Here is a 22,704-nt window from a genome sequence, read left to right as displayed (position 1 = left end):
ACCCGGCCGCGGTCGCCGCCCTCGTGGGGGCGGCGGCCGCCCTCGGCGGACAGGGCCGGCGTCTGCTGCTCCACGACCCGCCGCACTCGCTCCGCAAGGTCGTGGAGATGTTCCCGGACGAATGCGCCGCGCTGGAGGTCGCAGCATGATCACTGTTCCTGAGCCCGCCGGGCCCGGGGCCTTCGTCCACCCCGCCCTCTTCTACCGTGACCTCGAGGCGTACGTGGCCGGCGTGGGCGCCTTCGTGCGCACGGCCCTGTCCGCGGGCGAGCCGGTCCTCGTCGCCGTACCGGGCCCTCACCTGGACGCCCTGCGCGAGAGCCTCGGCGCCGGCGCCCCGGACGTCACCTGGACGGACATGACCGAACTGGGCCGCAACCCCGGCCGCATCCTGGCCGCCCTGCAGGACTTCGCCGACCTGCACGTGAGCCGGGCGGCCCGGATCGTCGGAGAACCGATCTGGCCCGGCCGCTCCCCCGCCGAAGTCCTGGAGGCCACGCGCCACGAGGCCCTCATCAACACGGCCTTCGCCGGCCGGCCCGCCACCGTCCTGTGCCCCTACGACGTACGGGGGCTGGCGCCCGAGGTACTGGCCGACGCACGGCGCACGCACCCCATTCTGGTCGAGGACGGCCTCGACCAGCCGAGCCCGGCGTACTCCGATGCCGCTCGGGTCTCGGCGGACTGCGACCGGCCGTTGCCCGAACCCGAAGGCGAGGCTCCCCGGTTGGCATACGCCCACGGAGGGCTGGCCGAGGTGCGCGAGTACGCCGAGGCCTGGGCCCGCGGGACGGCTCTGACCCCGGCGCGCCGCGGCGACCTGGTCCTGGCCGTCAGCGAGGCGGCGGCCAACTCCCTCTCCCACGGGGGTGGGAAGGGCACCCTGCGTCTGTGGACCACCAGCGGTGCGCGGGCGGAAGTCGTCGCCGAGATCCACGACGGCGGCCGCCTGGCCGACCCCCTGGCGGGGCGACGCCGGCCCTCCCTCGCATCGGTGAACGGCGGCCGCGGCCTGTGGATGATCCACCAGCTCTGCGATCTCGTCGAGGTCCGCGCCACGGACGACGGCTTCACGCTGCGGCTCCACATGGCAACGCCCTGAGACCGGAGGTCACCTACACTCGGGGGCGGGCCCGGGTGTCCCCGGGCCGCTCGGGGGCATACGGAGGGTCCGGGACACCGACCACGATCTCGTGGTCCGGTCCCGGATACAGCGAACAGCGAACAGCGAACAGCGAACAGGCCAGCGTCGGCACGGGGGTGCGAGAGCACGGTGGAGACCATCGGACCGGAAGCGGGAAATCCATTGAGCGCCGGCCTTCCCGGCGGGGGCCAACGGCGTCGCCTCGCCCTCACGGGCGTCGGGGGCGCGGTGGCCAAGGGCCGCGACTTCACGCGCCGGGCCCTGCGCGACTGGGGCTGGGACGGAACCGAGACCGCCGAGGACGCCCTGCTCCTCGTGTCCGAACTCCTGACCAATGCCTCCCTGCACGCGGACGGCTGCCGGGAACTCGTCCTCACCGCCGGGGAAACCCTGCGCATCGAGGTGTGCGACGGCACGACGGCCCTGCCCCTCCTCCATCCGGCCCCGCGGCGCGGCATGCCGGGCGGCCACGGCCTGCACATCGTGGAGCGGCTGTCCGACCGCTGGGGCACGCACACCCATGAGCAGGGGAAGGCCGTCTGGGCCGAGATCGAGGCGGCCCGTCTGGTGTCCGGCAGGCCCTCGGCCCGCTGACTGCGCCGGGGGCACGGCCCCCGGGGTCCGGTCGCGACCGCCCCGCGAGGGGTGCGTCGATCCGGCCGCCGGGGGCAGGAGCGCGTCATGACCTCTCATCAGCTCACCTCCCTGTCCCTGGCCCCTGCCATCGGGCCCTCCTGGGTACACCTCCTCGTCATCGCCTTCGCGCTGATCGTCCTCGTGCACACCCTCGCCCGGCACCGGTAGGAACGCGCGGCGCCGCCCATGGCCCGTGGCCACGTAGGCGTGTAGCCCCTGGCCGTACGGGCCCGGTCCCCGCCGGGAGTTCCGTCAGATGTGGCGCCCGTCCGTGGCGTCGTGCGCTGTCGGAGCCCGGTCCAGGAGGATGCGGGGCAGGGCGCCGGGGTGCTTCTCCGCCAGCCAGGCGACGAGCTTCTCGCGTACGGCGCAGCGCACCGTCCACAGGTCGTCGGCGTCCTTGGCGGTGACGATGGCCCGCACCACGATGGTGGAGGGCGTCGTCTCCGTGACGGCGAGGTCCCAGCCCCGGCCGTCCCACTCCGGGCAGTCGTGCAGGATCTCGTGGACCTTGTCCCGTACGAGGTCCACGGGCGCGCCGGGGTCGCAGTGGAGGAAGACGGTGCCGGTCATCTGGACGCCGCCGCGCGACCAGTTCTCGAAGGGCCGGGTGGTGAAGTACGAGACGGGCATGGTGATGCGGCGTTCGTCCCAGGTGCGTACGGCGAGGAAGGTGAGGGTGACGTCCTCGACCACCCCCCACTCGCCGGCGACCACGACCGTGTCTCCGATGCGCACCAGGTCGCCGAAGGCGATCTGGAAGCCCGCGAAGAGGTTCCCGAGGGTGGACTGGGCCGCCACGCCGGCCACGATGCCGATGATTCCGGCGGAGGCGAGCACGGAGGTTCCGAGCGCGCGGAAGCTCGGGAAGGTGAGGAGCATCGCGGCGACCGCGATCACGGCCGCGACGACCGTCACGACCCTTGTGATCAGCGTCACCTGGGTACGGACCCGGCGTACCCGGGCCGGGTCGCGGGTGCCGGTGGCGTAGCGGGCGTACCCCGACTCGACGGCGGCGGAGGCCACGACCACGATCAGCCAGGCCCCGGCGCCGATCAGGGCCAGCGAGAGGATCCGCCCCGCGGCGGCGTTGTCCCGCAGCGGCGGCCATCCCGTCTGCTGGTAGGCGCCCTTGAACAGCGCGGCCAGCAGGACGATCCGCAGGGCGTGGCGGCAGCGCCGCAACAGGTTCCACAAGGGCGTTTCGGGGTGTCGCGCGTCGGCGCGGCGGAGCAGTCGGTCGACGGCCCAGCCGGCCGCGGCGGTGAGCAGGATCGAGCCCCCCAGGACGGTCAGGAGGCGAAGGGCGGTGTTCATGTCTCCCCAGTGGGTCGAAGCGGCACGGACTCCCGCGCGCCTGCCCCATGGCGGGGACCTGACACGGGGAGCCCCCGCCGGGGTCCCGCCCCCAAGGTCACTTGTCGCGGTGGAGGACCTTCCGCCAGCCCGCGCGAGGCGCCTTCACGGCCGGCTTCGAGACGGGCTTGGAGACGGGCTTGGAGACCGGCTTCGAGGCCCGCTTCGAGACCGGCTTGGAAGCCGGCTCCGGTTCCGGCCCCGGCGACGGTACGGGATCGCCTTGCCGGGGACGGCGGTGCCACCAGTGCCTGCGGCGCGGGTGCACGGCCCGGCCCAGGCGGCGGCCGATCAGCAGGTAACCGAGGAGGGCTCCGGTGGTGTTGAGGATGACGTCGTCGATGTCGAAGACGCGTCCCGTGACCAGGGCGCCCTGGATCAGCTCGACCAGCGTCATCAGACAGACCGTCACTGCGGCGACGCGCAGCAGGCCTCGGGCCGGGGGCATGAGGACGGGCAGGAGCACGCCGAACGGCAGGCCCAGCAGCAGGTTCCCGCCCAGCTGGCGCACCGCCTCGACGGTCGACGCCCCGTCCAGGTAGGCGCTGATCGAATGGCCGGGTTGGACGTTGCTCTGCACCAGGTCCACCGAGGCGGCGGACGGTTCAAGCGTGAGCCGCGCCAGGACCACGCTGAACAGCACGGTCCCCACGAAGGCCGCCACCATGGCCAGCGCCCGGATGGCGGGGTGCACCGGATCGTGTCGTCGCCAAGTGGCCGCCACGGCTCCCCTGTCGGTTCCCTCACCGCGCCGCAGCGCGTGTCTCCATGTCATGGCGGCCGTCTGCCCCGCGAAGGGGCCGGTACGCACCCGGCGGTCAGAGCAGGGGCCGGACCTGCGGGCCGCCGCACCGCCGGCGCTCGGGAGTGAATGAAGGGGCGCAGCCGGGGCAGGCGAGTTCGCGCGGGGCGCCGACCGTGCCCCGTACGACATCGAAAGAGAGGGACGGCGGGCAGCGCCCCGCCGCCCCCTGTCTGGCGAAGGAGTTGTTTTCGCGTGACTGAGCATGTGTGGAGCTACAGGTCGACCGCGGGCCACCTGACCGGCACCGATCTGATCGGGTACTCGGTCGAGGCCACCGACGGCAGTATCGGCAAGGTCGACAAGCACTCCGACGAGGCCGGTGACGCCTACCTGGTCGTGGACACGGGGATGTGGATCTTCGGCAAGGAGGTCCTGCTCCCGGCGAGCACGGTGATCATCGTCGACGTGAACCAGGAGAAGGTCTACGTCGACGGCACCAAGGAGCAGATCAAGAACGCTCCGGAGTTCCACCGCGAGAAGCACCTCGACGACGTCGGCTACCGCGAGGAGATCGGTACCTACTACTCCGTCGGCGGCTTCGGCGGTCGCATCATCTGACCCGGAGGCGCGACGGGGCCCGGACTCGAAGAGTCCGGGCCCCGTCGCCTTGCCCCGGTACGTACCGCATTACGCCGAACCGGGGGCGGGCGACGCCGGTGCGGCCGGCCCCCGGTCGAACCGGCGTCGCCGTCATCCCCCTACGAGTGCGCGCACGTTCTCGACGCTGCCGCAGTCGGCGGCGAGCCGGCGCTCCCGCTCCCGGAGGAAGGCCGCCCCGAGCTCGGCCCTCCGCTCGTCCGGTACGTTCTCCCGGGCTCCGTTGAGGATCGTGCGCTCCTCCTCGTCGAGGTGGTGGGAGACCGCCTTGACCAGGTCCTCCAGGCGCGCGTCCCACGCGTCGGAACCCACCTCGGACACCTCCAGCAGCGCCAGGAGGGCCTCGTTCCCCTCGGCGTGCTCTTCGGCCCCGTGCTCGACCTCCGCGTTGTCGACGTCCTTGAACCGTTTCAGGGCCCCGTACACCTCGGCCTCTTCCGCCTCGCCGTGCGCGACGAGGAGCGCGGACAGTTTCGCGAGCGCGCCCGCCCGGTCGGCCTCCACGCTGCGCATCCGGCGGAAGAGCTCCTCCATCGTGCGGTGGTCCTTGAGGATCAAGGCCACGACGTCCTGATTCTTCTCGTGCTCGTGCTCGTGCGCGTCCGCGGCCATGCCACGTCCCTCCTCCGCTTCCGGGGTTCGTTCCGCAGGGGCGCCTGCTCGATCCCGGCGGGTTCAAACCTTGGCCCGGGTTGGCCGGGTACGGGTTTGCCCGCCGCCCGGCAGGGCAACCGCGCCGACTGAGACGTAGAGCCCCCGAACGGAGGCCTGAGATGTCAACCATTTCGCTGATAGCCGTCATCGTCGTGGCGGCGGTCGTCGTGATCGCGCTCATCGCACTGCTGTGGGCACTGTCCCGGCGAAGCCGCCTGCGCAAGCGGTTCGGCCCGGAGTACGAGCGCACCGTAGAGGAACGCGGGGACAGGAGAGCCGCCGAGCGGGACCTGCGGGCCCGTGAGGAGCGGCACGGCCGGCTCGGCATCAAGGAGCTGCCGCCCGAGCGCAGGCAGGAGTACGCGGACGAGTGGACCGCCGTCCAGAGGCGGTTCGTGGACGGGCCCGAACGCTCCGTGGCCGAGGCGGACGAGCTCGTGACCCGGCTGATGGGTGAGCGCGGATATCCCACCGAGGGGCACCGGGAACAGGTGCGGGACCTCTCCGTGGAGCACGGCCACACGCTGGAGCAGTACCGGGCCGCCCACGCGACCAAGGTGCGCGGCGGTACGGGCGGGGCGACGACGGAGCAGCTGCGCGAGGCGATGGTGCACTACCGCACCCTCTTCGAGGAGCTGCTCTCCTACCAGAGGAGCCGATGACATGAAGAAGATCTACGAGGACACGACCGGACGGGGGGCGGTGTCCGAGCCCGTACTCACGGCGGAGGACCTCGCTCGTCCCACGTCGCCGCCCACGGCGGTGCCCGCGGCTGTGCCCGCGGACGGTCCCGCCGGCGGTCCCCATGGCGGGCCCACCGTCGGACCCCCCGGGGAGCCCGACGTGCATCGGGGGTCTTCGAACGGGGAGGAACCGCTCCTCGGAGCCGTCGAGGCGGAGCGCTACCACACCACGTGGAGCGAGATCCAGGGCAGCTTCGTGGACGATCCCCAGGAGGCGGTCCGGTCGGCGGACGGCCTGGTGTCGGAGGTCATGCTCAAGTTCTCGGACACTCTCTCCGAACGCCGGGACGGGCTGGAGAAGCAGTGGAACGGCGGTGAACAGGTGGCCACCGAGGACCTGCGGCAGGCCCTGCGCGCCTACCGCTCCCTGGTGGACCGGCTCCTCGCCGCCTGAGTGCCGGAGCCCGGTGTCGGCATCCGGATCCTTCGCCGTGGCCGGCCCCCAAGGCGGTCACGGCGAAGGGCTGTGGGCCATCCGGAGCAACGGGGGCGTGTTCCCCACGGGCCGCGGGCCATCCGCCGCCCGGGCGGTGGATAGTCGGTCGGGCGGTCGGCCGCACGGGCTGCCGGCCCCGAGGGCAGGCGATACAGGGAGAGTGGATCCGATGGTGAAGAAGGCATTGCTGACGTACGCCTTGGCGGCCGGAGTACTGATCGGGCCGCTGAGCACGGCCGGTTGGGCGGCCACCGGGCCCGCCGCCGGCTACGGGCACGGCGCGTCGGGCCCCGTGGGCGTGGTCGAGTCCCGCGCACCGCTCAACGTCCGCGAGAAGCCGACCGTCTACTCCGACGTGGTGAAGAAGCTGCATCCGCACGAGCGGGTGCTCCTCGTGTGCCAGAAGCGCGGGGGCTGGGTGGACGGCAACCCGGTGTGGTACCGCCTGCACGGCTCGAAGGGCTGGGTCTCGGCCCGCTACGTCCACAACCTCCAGCCGGTCCGCCCCTGCTGACAGCGCGGCAAACGACGGAAAGACGTAAAGGGAACGGCCCCCGGTGTCCGGGGGCCGTTCCCTTTACGAGTTGCGCGTCCCGTGGCCAGTCCCCGTACGGGCGCCGGCGCTCAGGCGGTGGACGGCAGCGGGGACCTCTGCGCTCCCGCCGTACGCAGTCCGCGCCTCTCGTGCGCGGTGAGCCCGCCCCAGACGCCGAACGGCTCCGCCACCTCCAGCGCGTGCCGCAGGCAGTCGGGCTGCACCGGGCACAGCGCGCACACCTCCTTCGCCGCCGCGTCACGCGCCTCCCGCTCCCCACGCTGCTCGCCCGTGGAGTGGAAGAAGAGGCGCGAGCCCAGTTCCCGGCAGGCGGCGTCCTCCTGCCACAACCAGTGGTGCTCGGCACGACCCGGCAGACGCGTCACATGTCCCACCTCGGAACCTCCATCGGAGACGGCTCGAATTCAGCCCGGATCCGGAACGGGTCCGCACCTTCACCGGACCTGATTCGGATGCACGATCCCATCCCGTCTGGCCCGGAACGCGCGCTTCAAACACCTCGCGGTCGTCCCCATCCGTGCCGAACCCACCGGCGGCTCACGCCTTCTGCGCGGCCTCGTACTCCTTCGCTAGGGCCTCGGCCGCCTGTCGGCCGCCCTTGCGCAGGTGCTCCTCGACCACCGCAGGCCAGTCGGAGAGCTTCTTGCGGCCCGTGATCACGTCCTTGATGGCGTCCTCGCGGTGCTGTGTCAGGGCTACTTCGACCTGAGTCCATGCGTCGGTGCGCAGACCGTTGTGGGCGCTGGCCCTGCCGATCGGAACGACCTTCGACTGCCAGGCGTGCTGAAGCTTCACGGCTTCGGGCTGGTCGGGGTAGTAGAGGGCCTGCGGAGCGGCGGAGGCGTAGTAGAGGGGCAGCATGAGCGGGCCGTCTCCCCCCGAGGTGGCGAGCGGGGTCGGGACCGGCCCGCCGTCCGTTCCACGGGTGAAGTGGGTTCCCTCCACGCCGTAGTTGAACAACTCCCACTCTTCGCTGCCGAACGGCGCGGCCATCGCGTCGAGCACGCGCAGAAGCATCTCGATGCGGGCCTTCGGGGCCTTCCTCAGCACGGTGGAGCCGCTGCCGTAGATACCCGATCCCAGCCAGTGCCCGGGAGTGGCGCCGCCCGCGGGCTTGAAGGGCAGGGCATAGTCGATGACGAACCGGCCCTTGTTCTCGATGGTCGCGCTCTTGAAGTCGACCGGGCTGTTGACCTTCGAGTACACCTTCTGGCTGAGGAACTCCGTCTTCTCCTGCGTTCCGTCCAGGGTCAGGGCATCGGACCGGAAGACGCCCTTCTCCTGCCACTTCAGCATCTGTTCGAGCCCGGCCAGGAACTCCTCGCTCTCGATGTAGTTGACGAAGGTTCCGTCCTTCACCGACCAGATGTTGGGCGAGCCGAAGGTGGGCATCCAGGCGTTGAAGCCGAAGGCGCCGCCCTTCTGCGCACCGAGGGCCCACTGGCCCTTCTGCGACAACTGCTCCAGTCCCAGGGTGAACTGCTCCACGCCGAGCGAGCCGACCTCGGGGGCGAGGATCCCGGCTTCCTTGAACTTCGCCTGGTTGACGATCAGTCCGTGCCCGGCGACCGCGCGCTGGACCGGGATCCCGTAGAGCCGGCCGGCGTAGCGGCCGACCGACTTCCATGCGTAGGTGGGGATGTTGGCCAGGTACGGGTACTTCTTGACGGCGTCACCGGACAGGTATTCGCCGAGATCCTGGCACTTGGCGGGGACGAACCGGGCTTCGTTCGGGGTGGCGACGAGCTGCATGATGTCGGGCATCTCGCCGCTGGCCATCAGGGTGGTGAGCTTGTTGCCGTACTCCGCCGCGGGTACGACGGTCACGTCGAGCTCCACGCCGAGCGCCTTCTCCAGCGCCTGCCAGAAGGCGTTCTTGCCCCTTGGCAGCGGTGAGGGGCCCCAGGAGGCGATCCAGATGCTCACCTTCGACCCGTCGCCGGGCTTCTCCGGAACGGCGGTGACCAGGTCCTTCGGATAGGTCAGGTAGCCGGCCTGGACGCCCTGGTCGCTCGGCGGCAGGTCCGCCGCAGGCCCCTTGGCCCAGGGGAGGTAGGCAGGGAAGGGCGTCAGGCTCTTGCCCTCGCTGCCGATTCCCTTGCCGGTCGTTCCCGACCCGGAGCAGGCCGAGAGGGAAACGCCCGTGGCCGCCAGGGCGGCGCCCATGCCCGCCGTCCGGAGGACGGTTCTGCGGGAGACTCCAGAGCTCATTTCGCTGATTCCTTACGACGGGTCCCGGGGCGGGATGACGAATGGTGCGACAAGGCGACCGGCGGCCGGTTCGGCGGACGGATGGTTCGACGCGTGGTTCTCGGATGAAGGGGGTTCGGTCCGGGTCGGGTGCGGGTGCGAGCGCTCAGCTCTTGATGGCACCCGTGAGAACGCCCTTGGTGAAGTAGCGCTGGATGAAGGGGTACACGCACAGGATCGGGATCGTGGCGATGACGACCACGGCCATCTTCATCGCCTGCGGGGCCTGGGCCAGCGTGCCCTCCGCGCTGAACTCGCTGGTGAGCCCCTCCCCTTGGGACACATAGCCGCGCAGTACCGTCTGGAGCGGATACATCGAGGTGTCGTTGAGGAACATCACGCCTCGGAAGAAGTCGTTCCAGTAGCCGACCGCGTAGAAGAGTCCGACGACGGCGATGACCGCTTTGGACAGCGGCAGCACGATCGTGAAGAGCGTGCGCAATTCGCCGGCGCCGTCCAGTCGCGCCGCTTCGTAGAGCTCCTCCGGGATGCCCTGGAAGAAGCCGCGTACGACGACGAGGTTGAAGACGTTGACGAGCACCGGTACGAACAGGGCCCAGTAGGTGTCGATCATGCCCAGGCCGTGCACGACCAGGTAGGTCGGGATGATGCCGGGTGGGAAGAGGAAGGTGAAGAGGACCAGGAGCATGACGGGTTTGCCGCCGACCACGCGCGGGCGGGCCAGCGCGTAGGCCAGGAGGACGGTGCACACCAGGCTGAGGAAGGTGCCGAAGACGGCCACGCCGACCGACACGAGCAGGGCACGGGTGGTGACCTCGTTGGAGAGGACCTTCTCGTACGCGTCGAACGTCCAGGTCTCGGGCCAGAACGCCCAGCCTCCGTTGTCGACGATCTGCCGGCCCGGGGCCAGACTCGTGGCGATCACCACCCAGAAGGGGACGAGGACGAGCGCGACGGCCAGGACCATCACGACGGCCTTCCCCGCCCGTGTGGCGGCGCGCGGCTCCTCCTTCCACGCGGGGCGGTCGCCGCGCGGTGCGCGGTCCTTCCTCCGGTAGGGCTTTGCGTCGGGCCTCGTGCCGGGCTTCCTGTCGAGCAGATCGCTCATCAGCGGTACACCCCCTGTTCGCCCATCCGGTGGGCGATCTTGTTCGCGGTGAAGACGAGGACGCCTGCGATCACGCCCTTGAAGAGCGCGGCAGCGGCGGAGACCCCCCACTGCCCGCCCTGGACCGCGTTGTAGTAGACGTACGTGTCGATCACCTCGGCAGCGCCGGCGCCGAAGGCGTCGCGTTGCAGGAGGATCTGCTCGAAGCCGACGTTGAGGATTTCGCCGAGCCGGAGGATGAGCAGCAGGATCACGACGGGCCGGATCGAAGGCAGCGTGACGTGCCAGAAGCGGCGCCAGGGACCGGCGCCGTCGAGCGCCGCCGATTCGTACAGGCCCTCGTCGACGTTGTGCAGGGCGGCGAGGAAGATGATCGTGCCCCAGCCGCAGTCCTTCCAGACGAGTTCGGCGACCATCAGGGGTTTGAAGGCCTGTGGGTCGCCCACCACGTCGACGAGGTGGTCGCCCTGGCTGCCGAACAGCCCGTTGACCAGGCCGTCGCCACCGATCACCTGGTAGAAGAGCGCGACCACGATGACCCAGGAGATGAAGTGCGGCAGGTACACCACGCTCTGTACGAACGTGCGCGCCCGGCCCTGGACGAGGCTGTGCAGGAGCATGGCGAGGGCCAGCGGCAGGGGGAAGAAGAAGACGATCTGCAGGAACGCCAGGGTGATCGTGTTGAGGGCGGCCCTCCAGAAGGCCGGATCGGCGAACAGCACTTGGAAGTTGGCGAATCCGACCCACTGGCTGTCGACGACGCCGACGAAGGGGACATAGTCCTTGAAGGCGATGACGTTGCCGAACAGGGCTCCGTAGTGGAAGACGAGGAAGTAGACGACGCCCGGCACCATGAGGAGCAGCAGGGTCCGGTCCCGCTTCACGCGTTCGCGCAAGCGGACGCGTCCCGGCAGCTGTGCTTGCGTCGTGCCGGAGGGCGCCTCTCGGCGCGTCTCCGGCTCACGCGTGGTCACCGACATGGAGAACCCCTTCTCGCCGCGCCCGGCCATGGCTGTGCCCGGCCGGCGTGCGGATCACGCGCCGGGGCGCGGAACGGTCACGGGGATGCTCGGGTGGTCGGGCTGTGAACTCGGCCGCGGAGCTCCGATGCGACGGAGCACTCCGGGCGACGTTCCGAATACTGGCGAGGGGGACGATCGCAGTCAAGGGGGTGGGATCGAAGTTTCGATCTATCGATCAGCTCGATCGGTTCAGTCGCGCACGTCCACGCCGCAGGACTGCCGCACCAGCAACTCGGGCAGGAGGTCGAGATGGCGTCGCGCCGCGGGCTTCGCCGCGGAGGCGTTCTCGCGGATCCGCTGGAGCAGGAGCTCCACGGCGGTGGCCCCCACCTCGTACTTCGCCGGGGCCACTGCCGTCAACGGCAGGTCGGAGAGGGCTGCGACGTCGTCGCCGTAGGCGACGAGGGCCAGGTCCTGGGGCACCCGGATCCGGTCCGCGCGGTCGCGCAGGCTCTGCAGGAGCAGGATCGCGTCGGTGTCGCTGAGGACGATCGCCGCGGTCACCTTGCGCGCGGCCACCAGCTCGGCCAGCCTGTCGGCGGCGGCGTCGATTTTCGCGTTGTCGATGTCGCCGCTGTAGAGGTCGATCGGTTCGATCGCGGGGCCGCGTACACCGAACGCCCGCAGGGCGGCCTCGTAGCCCGCCTTGACCTGGACCGTGGTGGGGCTGTCGCCCGCGACCAGGGCGATCTTCCGGTGTCCCAGCCCGACCAGGTGACGCACTGCCGATCCCGCGCCCCCGGCGTGGTCGCTGCACACGTGGTCCAGCCCGCCGACCGGAGTGCCCACGGCCCCGCGGCGCTCCACCAGCACCGCCGGCACGCCGAAGTCGGCGCCCGGCTCCGCCGGTCCGCCCACGCCCGTCGTCCAGCTCGGCGTGAGCAGCAGACCGTGCACCCCGGCTTCGAGCATGCGGGCGGCCTGAAGGTTGTCCTGGTCCGGCTGGTAGCCGGAGAGCCCCAGCACCAGGCGCCCGCCGGCCGCGGCCACCGCCTCCCGGGCGCCTCGGATGATCTCCCCGAAGTAGTGCCGGGACTGGGGGACGACCATCCCGATCACGGGTGCCTCCAGCTCCAAAGCGCCCGGGCGGACCTCCGGGAGCAGATGCGCCGCCGCCCGCGCCTGCGGGACCGGGGTGCCGGGCCAGTGAACGGCTCCCCGCACCCGCGCCAGACGCCCCGCGGCCGTCAGCGACTCCACGTCCCGGCGCGCGGTGACCGTCGAAATGCCCAGGTGATGGGCGAGATCGGTGACGCGCAGCGTGCCGTGCTCCCGTACGAGTTCGAGAATCCGCTCATGGCGTTCGTCCACCGTGTACCGCACACCGTCTCCCGTGGTCTCTAGGTACTGCTGCCCCGGAGGCCAGCGTACTCGTGCGATCAAACGGCACGTTTTCTCATTTTTGATCGATCGATCTTGACGATCGAAATATCGATCTCTATGGTCGCCGCATGACCCGCCCCCGAGTCCTCCTCGCCATGGCCCCCGCCTTGGCTCCCTCCCTCCTGGACGACGGTGTACTGCGCCGGCTCGTCCAGGTGGCGGAACTCGAACCCGGCCTCGTCATCGACGATTTCGGCCGGGCCGACGCGATCCGCGCACTGCGCGACGCCGAGCTGCTCCTCACCTTCTGGGGCTGCCCGCCCATCGATGCACACGTGCTCGCACTCGCCCCGCGGCTGCAGGCGGTGGTGCACGCCGCCGGATCCGTCCGCTGGCACGTCACCGACGCCTGCTGGGAGCGCGGGGTCCGCGTCTCCTCGGCCGCCGCCGCCAACTCCCTTCCCGTGGCCGAGTTCACGGTGGCCGCCGTCCTGTTCTCCAACAAACGCGTCCTGGAAGTACGGGACGAGTACCGCCGCGCCCGCGGCCCGCGGGACTGGCGCGCCCTCTACCCAGAGGTGGGCAACTACCGCCGCACCGTGGGCATCGTCGGAGCCTCGCGCATCGGGCGCCGCGTCATCGAACTGTTGGCTCCGTACTCCTTCCACGTGGTCGTTCACGATCCGTACCTGCCGGTCGCGGAAGCGGCCCGGCTCGGTGCACGTCCCGTCGGACTCGACGAGCTCTGTGCGGTCTCCGATGTCGTCAGCCTGCACGCGCCCGAGCTCCCCGGCACCCGCCACATGATCGACCGGCGCAGGCTCGGGCTGATGCGCGACGGCGCCACCTTCGTCAACACGGCGCGCGGTTCCCTCGTCGACCAGGCGGCCCTCACCGCGGAACTGACCGCGGGACGCCTGAACGCCGTACTCGACACCACGGAACCGGAACACCTGCCCGCCGGATCACCCCTCTACGACCTGCCGAACGTCCTGCTGACCCCCCACTTCGCCGGCTCCTACGGCACCGAACTGCGCCGCATGGCCGAGCACGCCGTGGATGAAGTCGGCCGGTACGCGGCCGGACTGCCCTTCGCCCATCCCGTCCTGCGCGAGGAACTGGACCGCACCGCATGACCATGCAGCCCTGGTTCACCGAGGCCAAACTCGGAATACTCGTCCACTGGGGGATCTACGCCGTGGACGGTGTCCCCGAGTCGTGGTCCTTCTTCGGCGGCGATCTGACCCGCGACGCGTACATGCGCCAGCTCGACGGCTTCACCGCCTCCCGATACCGGCCGGACGGCTGGGCCCTGCTGTTCCGGCGCGCCGGGGCCAAGTACGCGGTCCTCACCGCCAAGCACCACGACGGCGTCGCCCTCTGGGACACCCGCCGGAGCGATCTCTCCGTCGCCGGACGCTCGCCCGCCGCCCGCGATCTGGTGGGCCCGTTCGCCGAGGCCGTGCGCCGGCAGGGGCTGCGCGTCGGCCTCTACTTCTCCCACAGCGACTGGAGTCACCCCGACTACCCGAGCGTCCGCCCGTCCTCCCTCCACCGACCCTGGGTGGACAACCGCTACGCGATGCCGGCGCCGGGCCAGGAGGACCCGGACCGCTGGGAGCGATTCCTCGAAGGGGTGCACCGCGGACAGATCCGCGAACTCCAGGACCTCTACCGGCCGGACCTGCTCTGGTTCGACGGTGCGTGGGAACGCGACGAGCGGCAGTGGCGGATGCGGGAACTGCGCGAGGAGATCCTGCGGCGGCGGCCCGAGACCGTGCTCAACGGCCGGATGCTCGGACACGGCGACTACGCGACACCCGAGCTCGGTGTGCCCATCATCCGTCCCGAGGGCCCCTGGGAGCTGTGCTACACGATCGGTGACGCCTGGGGCTACCAGCCGGGGGACGTGCACCCCAAGTCCGTCCGCGAGCTGGTCCGGGTCTTCGCCGAGACCATCGGACACGGCGGCAACCTGCTCCTCAACACGGGCCCCAAGGAGGACGGGACCATCCCAGCGGACCACGCCGACCGGCTCGAAGGCCTGGGCGGGTGGATCCGCCGCAACCGGGAGGCCGTCGAGGGGACGGTGGCCGGGCTGCCCTACGGCCACCACTACGGACCCTCGCTGATCTCGGAGGACCGCCGCACGCTCTTCCTCGTCTGCTTCGACACGCCCCGCTTCTTCACCGAGCTGCGCGGCCTGCGCAACGCGGTGAAGACCGCCTCCGTCCTCGGCACCGGGGAGGCGCTCGGCCACCGGGGCGTCGGCGGTTTCCCGAGCCGGGGCGTGCCCGGAGTCGTCCGGATCGACGCCCCGGTGCTGCGCGATCCGTACGCCACCGTGATCGCCCTCGAACTGGACGGCGAGATCGATCTCTACCGCGGTGCGGGCGAGGGCTGAGGTCCCGCACCCTTCTCTCGTGACACCGGCCCTGCCGCACCCCCTTCCCGGGGTGCGGCGGGGCCTTCGCCGTTGCCCGCCGGATCAGGCGAGCGTGACCGTGATCCGCTGGGTGACGCCCGCCTTCGCGGCCGTGTCGACGCGGATCTTCAGCGCGGCTCCGGTGGAGAGCACGGTGACGGAGGGATCCTGCGACACCACGGCGGACACGGCCCGGTTCCAGGTGACGTCCACCGTGCTCACCGTCTGCGTCGGGTTGGAGACGCACAGGGTCGCGGTGGCGCCGCTCTCCCGGACCACTACGGAGGCCGCGGCGTTGGAGGTCAGGGGCCCCACCGTGCCGGTTCCGTAGAAGTTGACGGCGGTGAACCCCCGGGAGGGCACCGACACCCCCTGCTGGTTGCCGGTGTTGGCGAGTACGGTCAGCCAGCCGGTGTCGGCGGCCCGGGCGGCGGTGGCCGTGGTGTCCGCACCGGGCATGAGGATGTAGGAGTAGCCGCCGCCGGACGGGTTGGTGCCGTGGTCCGCCCAGAGGGTCAGGTAGCGGCGGGTGAACGGGGTGGTGGATCCGGAGCCGTTGACCTGGCTCCAGCTGCCGGTGCGCTCCTCGCGGAGTGCCTTGACCGTGGCTCCGCCGGGAAAGACGTATCCGCCCATGCCCGCGAGAGTGGCCCAGCGCGCGCCGGCGAGGGTGGCGGACCAGCCCGTGGTGGAGGGCTGGACCACGCCGTCCACGGTGAGGGTGTGGGTGCCGGCGGAGCCGAGGTTGCGGTTCTCCACGGTCGTTTCGACGCCCGTACCGTCGGAGCAGCCGATGCCCGCGCCGAGGCAGACGACCGAGTCGTCGAGGAAGAACCAGGACTTGCGTCCGCCGAGGGTGGACTGGAGTCCGCGGATGTCCATGCCGAGGGCCGCGTACGTCCCGTCGGTGGCTCCCCCGGCCCAGCTGGACGTGGGCCTCGGACCGCCGAAGTCGCCGCCCGCCCCGTCGGCGAGCACCTTCTTCGAGACCGTGGTGCCCGGCAGCCGGTACGGGTCGACGGTGGGCCAGAACGCGTCGGAGAACTGGCCCAGGGTGACGTCCTTCCACCAGTACAGCATTCCGGAACCGGTGTGCCAGCCGCGCTTGTTCTCCTGGTTGCCGAACTCGTAGAAGGCGACCCTGGCCGAGGACATGGACAGGACGGCAGCCCAGCCGGGCCGGCGGTGCGTGGCGCGGTCCATCGAGCCGAAGACGCGATGCACCACCGGTTCGGCGACGGCGGTCAGGGCGGGGTCGTCGCGTGCGGAGACCAGCCGCGAAAGCGAGGCCGGATCCAGGCCTGGGTTGGCGGCGAGACCCAGGTAGTAGTCGCGCTGGAGCCAGCCCTTGACCAGGCCCCGCCAGCGGGTCCGTTCCGAGCTGCTCGCTCCGATGGCCAGCATGAGGAGGGCCGCCATCAGGCCGTGGGCGCGTGCGTGGTCGCTGCCGGCGAATCCGTTGGTGCTCGTGACGGAGAGGCCGCGACTGATCGCCCGGCCGGAGACCGCGTCCATGAGGACTCCGTTGTAGAGGAACGGCGCGAAGGAGTCCTCCACGGCGTCCAGCATCAGCTGCTTGTCCGGGTCGGTGACGTCCCAGGCGGAGTCCTTGAGCAGGGCGAAGATCCAGGCCAGGCCGCTGATGAGGACCGCGCCGTAGGAACCCGCATAAGGGATGGAAGCGTGCTGGATGAAGGATCCGTCGCGGTAGAAGCCGTCGCCCGAGGTGACGTAGGGGAAGACCGGGGAGAGGGCGTCCCGCCCGACCGCGATCTTCGCGGGGGTCCTCCCGACCACCCCGCGCAGGGCGAGCACCTTGCAGAAGTCCACACGGTTGGCTCCGGTGCTGTGCCCGGAGTACGAGGCCACCTCCGTGTCCGGCAGGAAGTGGTCCACGGCGGCGCAGTAGTCGGCGATCTGGGCCGCCGAGAGGCTGTCGTACATCAGCACGCAGACGTCGAGCAGGGTCTGCGGCGATCCGATCTGCGCGTTCCACCACCAGTTGCCGCTGGGCAGGGTGAACTGGGCGTGGTAGACGCCGTCGTGGATGTGGTCCAGGCCCGCGACGATGTCGGCGGCGAGACCGGGGTCCCCGGTCAGGCCCGTGCCGGGCTGGGCGTGGGCCATGGCCATCGTCTTCAGCCTGCTGTAGCTCGCCGAGACGGGGTCCCCGCTGTACGAGGTGTACGGCAGGTCGGGCCAGAGCGAGGCGCTGGACGGCGCCATGGCCGAGCGGTGGGAGGCGGCCAGCGTGCCGAGGGTGCTGAGCCTGGAGGCGTAGAGCGGGTCGGCCGCGTCGAACCCGCTGCCGAGCAGCAGTTCGCGCCATCTCAGGCGCAGGGCGTCGAAGGCGTCCGAGGCGAAAGCCACGTGGGCGGGGAGGGCCGGGAGGGCGCCCACCGCCAGGGCGGAACTCAGCGCTGCGGTCAGGAATCCGCGACGGGACCAGTACGACGACGTTGTCATGGGGTCCTCCGATGAAGTGCGGGCACGAGCGGGCCCGGGGGACGCTCCGCATACTGGCGAGCACTCTGATCGGAGTCAAGGGATCCGGATCGAACTTTCGCTTTTTCGATCAGCGCGATCGATTGTTAAGCCCGTACGCGCGGTCGGCCGTGCCTGCGAAGACCTGCGTCCGCTCCGGTGGGGTAAGCCCGGAGGTCAGTTCGAGTGCGGTGTCGAGGACTTGGGCGTACGAGGTGGCCGCGAGTGTGCACACCGGCCAGTCGGAGCCGAACATCAGCCGGTCCGGGCCGAAGGCGTCCAGCACCGTGTCCGTGTAGGGGCGCAGGTCGCTGATGGTCCAGGTGTCCCAGGCAGCCTCCGTGACCATGCCGGAGAGCTTGCAGGAGGTGTTCGGCAGGGCGGCGAGGGCGCGGACGTCGCGGGTCCAGGCATGGCGTTCTCCCCGGGCGATCGCCGGTTTGCCCAGGTGGTCGAGGACGAAGGTGAGACCGGGGAGCAGGGCGGCGGCGCGGGTCGCCGCGGGCAGATGGTGCGGCAGGACCACCAGGTCGTAGGCGAGTCCCGCCCGGTCGAGGGCGGCGAGCCCCCTGATCACCTCGGGCCGCAGCAGCCAGCGGGGGTCGGGCTCCGCCTGGACCTGATGGCGGATGCCGACGAGCAGGTCTCCGCCGGGCAGCTCCCGCAGCCCCGCGAGGGTGTCGGCGACATCGGGCGCGGTGAGATCGGTCCAGCCGACGACCCCGGCGACCAGGTCGGAGGCAGCGGCCAGGGCCAGGAACTCGGGTGTCTCCTCGGCGACGGTGACCGTCTGGACCAGGACGGTGGCGCTCACCCCGGCCGCCCGGGCCTCCGGTTCGAGATCGGCGAGGGTGAAGTCGCGGCGCAGCGGGGCGAGGGCGTCGCCTGTGATCCATTCCTGGTCCCGTAGGGCGAGGTCCCAGACGTGATGGTGGGAATCGACGAGTCGCACGGTCACAGCTCCCAGACGACGGGGAGTCCGGCCTCGTGGCCTTCGGCGCTGTAGTCGTGTGCCGTGTCCAGGAGCGTGGCCATCCGCGCCTGCCAGGCGATGTTCAACGGCAGGCTCTCGAGGGCGGCGAGGAGCCCCGCGTAGTCCTCGCAGTCGAGGAGGTGGAAGAGGTCGGTGCCGCTGCGCCAGATCGTCCACGAGCGGGCTCCCGCGGCCCGGATGGCCTCGGTCAGTTCCACCGGTACTTCCCGGTGGGCGGCCTCGTACTCCTCGATGCGGTCGGGGCGGACCGTGGTGTGCAGGGCGACCCTCATGACGGGTCCTCCTTCGGGGTCGCGATGACGATCAGGTGCAGGGTGCGCGGTCCGTGCACGCCTTCGACGCGGTCGAGTTCGATGTCGCTGGTGGCGGACGGGCCGGAGACGAAAGTGAGCGGGGAGGTGGGGTCCAGGAGGCCCAGGGCCTCGGGCACGTCGCCCGCGATCTGGTCCTCGCGGACCACGCACAGGTGCAGGTCGGGCAGCAGGGTCAGGGCGCGCCGGCCCTGTCCGGGGCCCGCGTCGAGGACGATCGTGCCGGTGACGGCGATGGCCGCGGCACAGGTGGTCAGGACGGCGTCCGCGCCGTCCAGGGCGGTCACCGAGAGCGGGGGGCTGTCCCCCAGCCAGGTCCGGGCGGTCTCCGGGTCCGGTCCCGGGCCGGGCAGCAGGTCCGCCGGGAATCCCGCGGGGACCACCACGCGGGTGGCGCCGCGGGCGCGCAGGGCGCCGGCGATCACCGCCGGAGCTCCGTCCCGGGTCGTACGGACCACCGTGGCCCGGTAGTCGGCGGCGCGTTCGGCGAAGAGGCCGGCGAGGTCCCCTTCGGCGTGACTCGCCCGGTAGTGGCGCGGGACCGGGTCCCCGTCGTGACCTTCGGCGGCCGGGACGTCGCGCAGCGCTTCGGCGATGCGGGCGATCATGGTGTCGCGGCCGGTCATCGGGGTGCTCCTGCTCGGTCGTGGCGCCACCAGTCCCGGAAGGACTGCGCGGGCGGGGAGGGGGTGTCCCGGGTGTCGGACCACCGGCGGAGCGGGCCGGGCAGCCTGCGGACGACCCCGCCCGGGAAGAGGATCCGGCCGCCCAGGGCGGAGAGCCGCTGGACCAGGGTGAGCCGGGCGGGCGAGCGCAGGACGGCCGCGGCCGCGCCCATCACCAGGGCCTCGACGGTGGGGACCGCCCTTCCGGCCGCCTTGGCGGTGACGGCCTCGGCCCTCAGGTGGACCAGGACCTCCGGGATGTCGATCCGGACCGGGCAGGCCTCGTAGCAGGCCCCGCAGAGGGTGGAGGCGAAGGGCAGGGTGTCGGCGTGCTCGATGCCGACGAGCTGCGGGGTGAGGACGGCGCCGATCGGTCCGGGGTAGACGGAGCCGTAGGCGTGGCCGCCGGTGCGCTCGTAGACGGGGCAGACGTTGAGGCAGGCGGAGCAGCGGATGCAGGCCAGGGCCTGGCGGCCGGTCGTGTCGGCGAGGGTGGCGGAGCGGCCGTTGTCGAGGAGGATCAGGTGGAAGGCGCTCGGGCCGTCGCCCTCGGTGGTGCCGGTCCACATGCTGGTGTAGGGGTTCATCCGCTCTCCGGTCGAGGAGCGGGGCAGCAGTTGGAGGAACACCTCCAGATCTCTGAAGGCGGGCAGCACCTTTTCGATTCCCATGACGGTGATCAGGGTGTCGGGGAGGGTCAGGCACATGCGGCCGTTGCCCTCGGACTCCACGACGCAGACGGTTCCGGTGTCGGCGGCGGCGAAGTTGGCGCCCGATACGGCGACCTTGGCGCGCAGGAACTTCTCGCGCAGGTGCAGGCGGGCCGCTTCGGCCAGGTCGCGCGGATCGTCCGTCAGGTCGTCGGGGGCGGGGCGGCCCCACTCCCCCATCCGCTCGCGGAAGATCTCGCGTATCTCGGAGCGGCCGCGGTGGATGGCGGGCACGAGGATGTGCGAGGGCCGGTCCTCGCCCAACTGCACGATGAGCTCGGCGAGATCGGTCTCGTAGGCGATGATGCCGGACGCCGCGAGGGCTTCGTTGAGGCCGATCTCCTGGGTGGCCATGGACTTGACCTTCACCACCTCGGTCTCGCCCGTGGCACGGACGAGTCCGGTGACGATCCGGTTGGCCTCGGCCGCGTCCGCGGCCCAGTGCACCGTGCCGCCCGCCGTGGTGACGGACTCCTCCAGCCGCAGCAGGTGGTGGTCGAGGTGGCGCAGGGTGGTGCGCTTGACGGCCTCGCCGGCCTCGCGCAGTTCCTCCCAGTCGTCGAGTTCGGCCGTGACCCCGAGGCGGCGGTCGCGGATGGTGGTGGTGGCCCGGCGCAGGTTCGTGCGCAGCCGGCCGTCGGCGAGCGCGGTCCGGGCGGCGGTGGGGAAGGACGGGGCGCCGAGCCAGACGACGTTGTCGGCGCCGCTCATTGGGGTGCTCCTTCGGGGGTGGGCGCTCGGGAGGACCCTGCCGAGGACTCCGTCGAGGCGAGGATCTCGGCGAGGTGCAGGGTGCCGATTCCGGTGCGGAGCCGGGAGAGTCCGCCGCCGATGTGCATCAGGCAGGAGTTGTCGCCCGCGGTGAGCAGTTCGGCGCCGGTGGACTGCACGTGGCGCATCTTGTCGGCGAGCATCGCGTTGGAGGTGTCGGCGTTCTTCAGGGCGAAGGTTCCGCCGAATCCGCAGCAGGAGGTGGCGTCCGGCAGCTCGACGAGGTCGATCCCCCTGACCGCGCGCAACAGGCTCAGCGGCCGGTCGCCGACGCCCAGCATGCGCAGCGAGTGGCAGGTCGGGTGGTAGGTGACCCGGTGCGGGAAGTACGAGCCGAGGTCAGTGACGCCGAGGACGTCGACGAGCAGCTCGGACAGCTCGTACACGCGTGGTGCCACCCGCTCGACGGCGTCGCGCAGTGCCGGGTCCCCGTACTTCCGGGCCACGGAACGATGGTGCTCGCGGATCATCCCGGCGCAGGATCCGGACGGGGTGACCACGGCCTCGTATCCGGCGAAGCTCTCGGCGAATCCGCGGACCATGGACAGCGTCTGCGCCTGGTAGCCGGTGTTGTAGTGCATCTGGCCGCAGCAGGCCTGGGTGCGCGGGAACTCCACTGTGTGGCCCAGCCGTTCGAGGAGGCCGACCACGGCCCGGCCGGTCGCCGGGAACATGGTGTCGTTGAAGCAGGTGATGAAGAGGGCTATGCGCACGGCCGCGGCTCCTTCGGTACGGGTGCGCCCGGTACCGGTACGCCGTCCGGCAGCAGTCCTTCGGCGCACAGCTCCGCCCACATGTCCCCGGGGACGGGGTGGGCGAGCATCGCGGCCGCGTCGCGGACCTCCTCGGCGGATCGGGTGCCGACCAGCACGCTGGCCACGGCCGGGGATCCGAAGGGGAACTGCAGGGCTGCGGCCCGCAGGGGCACGCCGTGCCGTGCGGTGACCTCCTTCAGCCTCAGGGCGCGCTCCAGCAGGGGTGCGGGCGCCGCGGCGTAGTCGTACGGGGCCCCGGGCCTGGGGTCGGCGAGCAGTCCGGAGTTGAAGACCCCGCCGACCACCACGCTCTTGCCGCGTTCGGCGGCCTGGGGCAGCAGCTCGGTGAGGGCGCTCTGGTCGAGGAGGGTGTAGCGGCCGGCCGCCAGTACCACGTCGACGTCGGTGTCCCGGAGGAACCGGGTGAGCATCGCCGTCTGGTTCATGCCGACGCCGATGGCGCCGACGGCTCCCTCGGCCCTGAGCCGCTCCAGTTCCGGGTAGGCCTGCCCGAAGGCTTGCCGGGGGTGGCCGTCGGGGTCGTGGAGGTAGACGATGTCGATGCGGTCGAGGCCCGTGCGGCGCAGGCTCGCGTCGATGCTGCGACGCACGCCCTCGGCGCTGAAGTCCCAGACCCTGCGGTGGGTGGCGGGCACCGCGAAGCCGTGGGCGAGGTCGTCTCCGGCGCGGGAGCCGGAGCCGGTGAGCGGCCGCAGGATCCGGCCCACTTTGGTGGAGACGACGTACTCGTGGCGGGGGCGGGTCCGCAGGGTGTCGCCGAGCCTCCGCTCGGAGAGGCCGAGGCCGTAGTGCGGGGCCGTGTCGAAGTAGCGGATGCCCGCGTCCCAGGCGGCGTCGACCGCGCCCGCGGCTTGGGCGGTGCCGACCGGGGTGAACAGGTTTCCGATGCCGGCGGCGCCGAAGGACAGCGCCGTGACGGCGACGTCTCCGGCGCCCAGCGCGGTGCGCGCAAGGGTACGGGTGTGGTGCACGGCGGA

The 22,704-nt window shown here is 71.3% G+C and carries 24 protein-coding genes; 9 read left to right on the top strand and 15 right to left on the bottom strand.

Annotated elements, in window-relative coordinates; translation table 11 throughout:
* Positions 1-145: 145 nt before the first annotated feature.
* From ACFYM0_RS35290 to ACFYM0_RS35280, 3 genes are all read left to right on the top strand, one after another.
* Positions 146-1,102, top strand: coding sequence for an anti-sigma factor RsbA family regulatory protein (locus ACFYM0_RS35290; RefSeq protein ID WP_388509017.1), 957 nt, complete (start codon positions 146-148; stop codon positions 1,100-1,102).
* 204 nt (positions 1,103-1,306) lie between these two features.
* A complete protein-coding gene (locus ACFYM0_RS35285; RefSeq protein WP_388509014.1) occupies positions 1,307-1,738 on the top strand; it encodes an ATP-binding protein in 432 nt (143 codons plus the stop codon).
* Between the two features lie 87 nt (positions 1,739-1,825).
* Positions 1,826-1,948, top strand: coding sequence for a hypothetical protein (locus tag ACFYM0_RS35280; protein ID WP_327250591.1), 123 nt, complete (start codon positions 1,826-1,828; stop codon positions 1,946-1,948).
* A gap of 84 nt (positions 1,949-2,032) precedes the next feature.
* On the opposite strand, the gene ACFYM0_RS35275 is transcribed toward ACFYM0_RS35280, so the two are convergent.
* Both ACFYM0_RS35275 and ACFYM0_RS35270 read right to left on the bottom strand, forming a co-directional pair.
* Positions 2,033-3,097, bottom strand: coding sequence for a mechanosensitive ion channel family protein (locus ACFYM0_RS35275; RefSeq protein ID WP_388509011.1), 1,065 nt, complete (start codon positions 3,095-3,097; stop codon positions 2,033-2,035).
* 97 nt (positions 3,098-3,194) lie between these two features.
* The gene (locus ACFYM0_RS35270; RefSeq protein WP_388509008.1) at positions 3,195-3,911 is read right to left on the bottom strand and encodes a VanZ family protein; all 717 of its coding nucleotides are present in this window, start codon (positions 3,909-3,911) and stop codon (positions 3,195-3,197) included.
* Between the two features lie 222 nt (positions 3,912-4,133).
* Between ACFYM0_RS35270 and ACFYM0_RS35265 the strand changes: the two genes are divergently transcribed.
* Positions 4,134-4,499 carry a PRC-barrel domain-containing protein gene (locus ACFYM0_RS35265; RefSeq protein ID WP_388509005.1) on the top strand — a complete coding sequence of 122 codons (366 nt, stop codon included), beginning with the start codon at positions 4,134-4,136 and terminating at the stop codon, positions 4,497-4,499.
* 132 nt (positions 4,500-4,631) lie between these two features.
* On the opposite strand, the gene ACFYM0_RS35260 is transcribed toward ACFYM0_RS35265, so the two are convergent.
* Positions 4,632-5,150 (bottom strand): hemerythrin domain-containing protein, encoded by a 519-nt coding sequence (locus ACFYM0_RS35260; protein WP_388509003.1) that lies wholly within the window; start codon positions 5,148-5,150, stop codon positions 4,632-4,634.
* 161 nt (positions 5,151-5,311) lie between these two features.
* On the opposite strand from ACFYM0_RS35260, the gene ACFYM0_RS35255 reads away from it, so the two are divergent.
* The 3 genes from ACFYM0_RS35255 (at position 5,312) to ACFYM0_RS35245 (ending at position 6,885) form a co-directional block, all read left to right on the top strand.
* On the top strand, positions 5,312-5,854 hold the full coding sequence (locus tag ACFYM0_RS35255; RefSeq protein WP_388509001.1) for a hypothetical protein: 543 nt from the start codon (positions 5,312-5,314) through the stop codon (positions 5,852-5,854).
* Between the two features lie 181 nt (positions 5,855-6,035).
* Positions 6,036-6,329 (top strand): hypothetical protein, encoded by a 294-nt coding sequence (locus ACFYM0_RS35250; RefSeq protein WP_388508999.1) that lies wholly within the window; start codon positions 6,036-6,038, stop codon positions 6,327-6,329.
* Between the two features lie 211 nt (positions 6,330-6,540).
* Positions 6,541-6,885, top strand: a complete 345-nt coding sequence (locus ACFYM0_RS35245; RefSeq protein ID WP_388508996.1) for an SH3 domain-containing protein — start codon at positions 6,541-6,543, stop codon at positions 6,883-6,885.
* A gap of 110 nt (positions 6,886-6,995) precedes the next feature.
* Here the strand turns inward: ACFYM0_RS35245 and ACFYM0_RS35240 are convergent, their stop codons facing one another.
* The 5 genes from ACFYM0_RS35240 to ACFYM0_RS35220 all read right to left on the bottom strand — a co-directional run bounded on the left by ACFYM0_RS35240 (position 6,996) and on the right by ACFYM0_RS35220 (position 12,591).
* Positions 6,996-7,292, bottom strand: coding sequence for a WhiB family transcriptional regulator (locus ACFYM0_RS35240; protein WP_388508993.1), 297 nt, complete (start codon positions 7,290-7,292; stop codon positions 6,996-6,998).
* 172 nt (positions 7,293-7,464) lie between these two features.
* Positions 7,465-9,138, bottom strand: coding sequence for an extracellular solute-binding protein (locus tag ACFYM0_RS35235; protein ID WP_388508990.1), 1,674 nt, complete (start codon positions 9,136-9,138; stop codon positions 7,465-7,467).
* 145 nt (positions 9,139-9,283) lie between these two features.
* Positions 9,284-10,246, bottom strand: coding sequence for a carbohydrate ABC transporter permease (locus tag ACFYM0_RS35230; RefSeq protein ID WP_388508987.1), 963 nt, complete (start codon positions 10,244-10,246; stop codon positions 9,284-9,286).
* Positions 10,246-11,226: an ABC transporter permease gene (locus ACFYM0_RS35225; RefSeq protein ID WP_388508984.1), complete on the bottom strand. Its 981-nt coding sequence runs from the start codon at positions 11,224-11,226 to the stop codon at positions 10,246-10,248. The genes ACFYM0_RS35230 and ACFYM0_RS35225 overlap by 1 nt, the downstream gene beginning before the upstream one ends.
* A 231-nt stretch (positions 11,227-11,457) precedes the next feature.
* Positions 11,458-12,591, bottom strand: a complete 1,134-nt coding sequence (locus ACFYM0_RS35220; RefSeq protein ID WP_388508981.1) for a substrate-binding domain-containing protein — start codon at positions 12,589-12,591, stop codon at positions 11,458-11,460.
* A 128-nt stretch (positions 12,592-12,719) separates the two neighbouring features.
* On the opposite strand from ACFYM0_RS35220, the gene ACFYM0_RS35215 reads away from it, so the two are divergent.
* Together ACFYM0_RS35215 and ACFYM0_RS35210 are read left to right on the top strand one after the other, a co-directional pair.
* On the top strand, positions 12,720-13,727 hold the full coding sequence (locus tag ACFYM0_RS35215) for a hydroxyacid dehydrogenase (RefSeq protein ID WP_388508978.1): 1,008 nt from the start codon (positions 12,720-12,722) through the stop codon (positions 13,725-13,727).
* Positions 13,724-14,995, top strand: a complete 1,272-nt coding sequence (locus tag ACFYM0_RS35210) for an alpha-L-fucosidase (protein WP_388508975.1) — start codon at positions 13,724-13,726, stop codon at positions 14,993-14,995. The genes ACFYM0_RS35215 and ACFYM0_RS35210 overlap by 4 nt, the downstream gene beginning before the upstream one ends.
* An 84-nt stretch (positions 14,996-15,079) precedes the next feature.
* On the opposite strand, the gene ACFYM0_RS35205 is transcribed toward ACFYM0_RS35210, so the two are convergent.
* From ACFYM0_RS35205 to ACFYM0_RS35175, 7 genes are all read right to left on the bottom strand, one after another.
* Complete coding sequence (locus tag ACFYM0_RS35205) at positions 15,080-17,482, bottom strand: polysaccharide lyase 8 family protein (protein WP_388508972.1); 2,403 nt, start codon at positions 17,480-17,482, stop codon at positions 15,080-15,082.
* A 109-nt stretch (positions 17,483-17,591) separates the two neighbouring features.
* A complete protein-coding gene (locus ACFYM0_RS35200; protein ID WP_388508969.1) occupies positions 17,592-18,452 on the bottom strand; it encodes an amidohydrolase family protein in 861 nt (286 codons plus the stop codon).
* Positions 18,453-18,454: 2 nt separating this feature from the next.
* Positions 18,455-18,766, bottom strand: a complete 312-nt coding sequence (locus ACFYM0_RS35195) for an L-rhamnose mutarotase (RefSeq protein WP_388508966.1) — start codon at positions 18,764-18,766, stop codon at positions 18,455-18,457.
* Positions 18,763-19,431 carry a lactate utilization protein C gene (locus ACFYM0_RS35190; RefSeq protein ID WP_388508963.1) on the bottom strand — a complete coding sequence of 223 codons (669 nt, stop codon included), beginning with the start codon at positions 19,429-19,431 and terminating at the stop codon, positions 18,763-18,765. The genes ACFYM0_RS35195 and ACFYM0_RS35190 overlap by 4 nt, the downstream gene beginning before the upstream one ends.
* Positions 19,428-20,891, bottom strand: a complete 1,464-nt coding sequence (locus tag ACFYM0_RS35185; protein ID WP_388508960.1) for a lactate utilization protein B — start codon at positions 20,889-20,891, stop codon at positions 19,428-19,430. The genes ACFYM0_RS35190 and ACFYM0_RS35185 overlap by 4 nt, the downstream gene beginning before the upstream one ends.
* Positions 20,888-21,664 carry a (Fe-S)-binding protein gene (locus tag ACFYM0_RS35180; RefSeq protein ID WP_388508957.1) on the bottom strand — a complete coding sequence of 259 codons (777 nt, stop codon included), beginning with the start codon at positions 21,662-21,664 and terminating at the stop codon, positions 20,888-20,890. The genes ACFYM0_RS35185 and ACFYM0_RS35180 overlap by 4 nt, the downstream gene beginning before the upstream one ends.
* Positions 21,655-22,698: an aldo/keto reductase gene (locus ACFYM0_RS35175; protein ID WP_388508954.1), complete on the bottom strand. Its 1,044-nt coding sequence runs from the start codon at positions 22,696-22,698 to the stop codon at positions 21,655-21,657. The genes ACFYM0_RS35180 and ACFYM0_RS35175 overlap by 10 nt, the downstream gene beginning before the upstream one ends.
* Positions 22,699-22,704: the final 6 nt, after the last annotated feature.

The organism is Streptomyces sp. NPDC006487, assembly GCF_042870555.1.
Taxonomy (GTDB): Bacteria; Actinomycetota; Actinomycetes; order Streptomycetales; family Streptomycetaceae; genus Streptomyces.
This window is presented reverse-complemented; position numbering and strand designations above follow the sequence as displayed.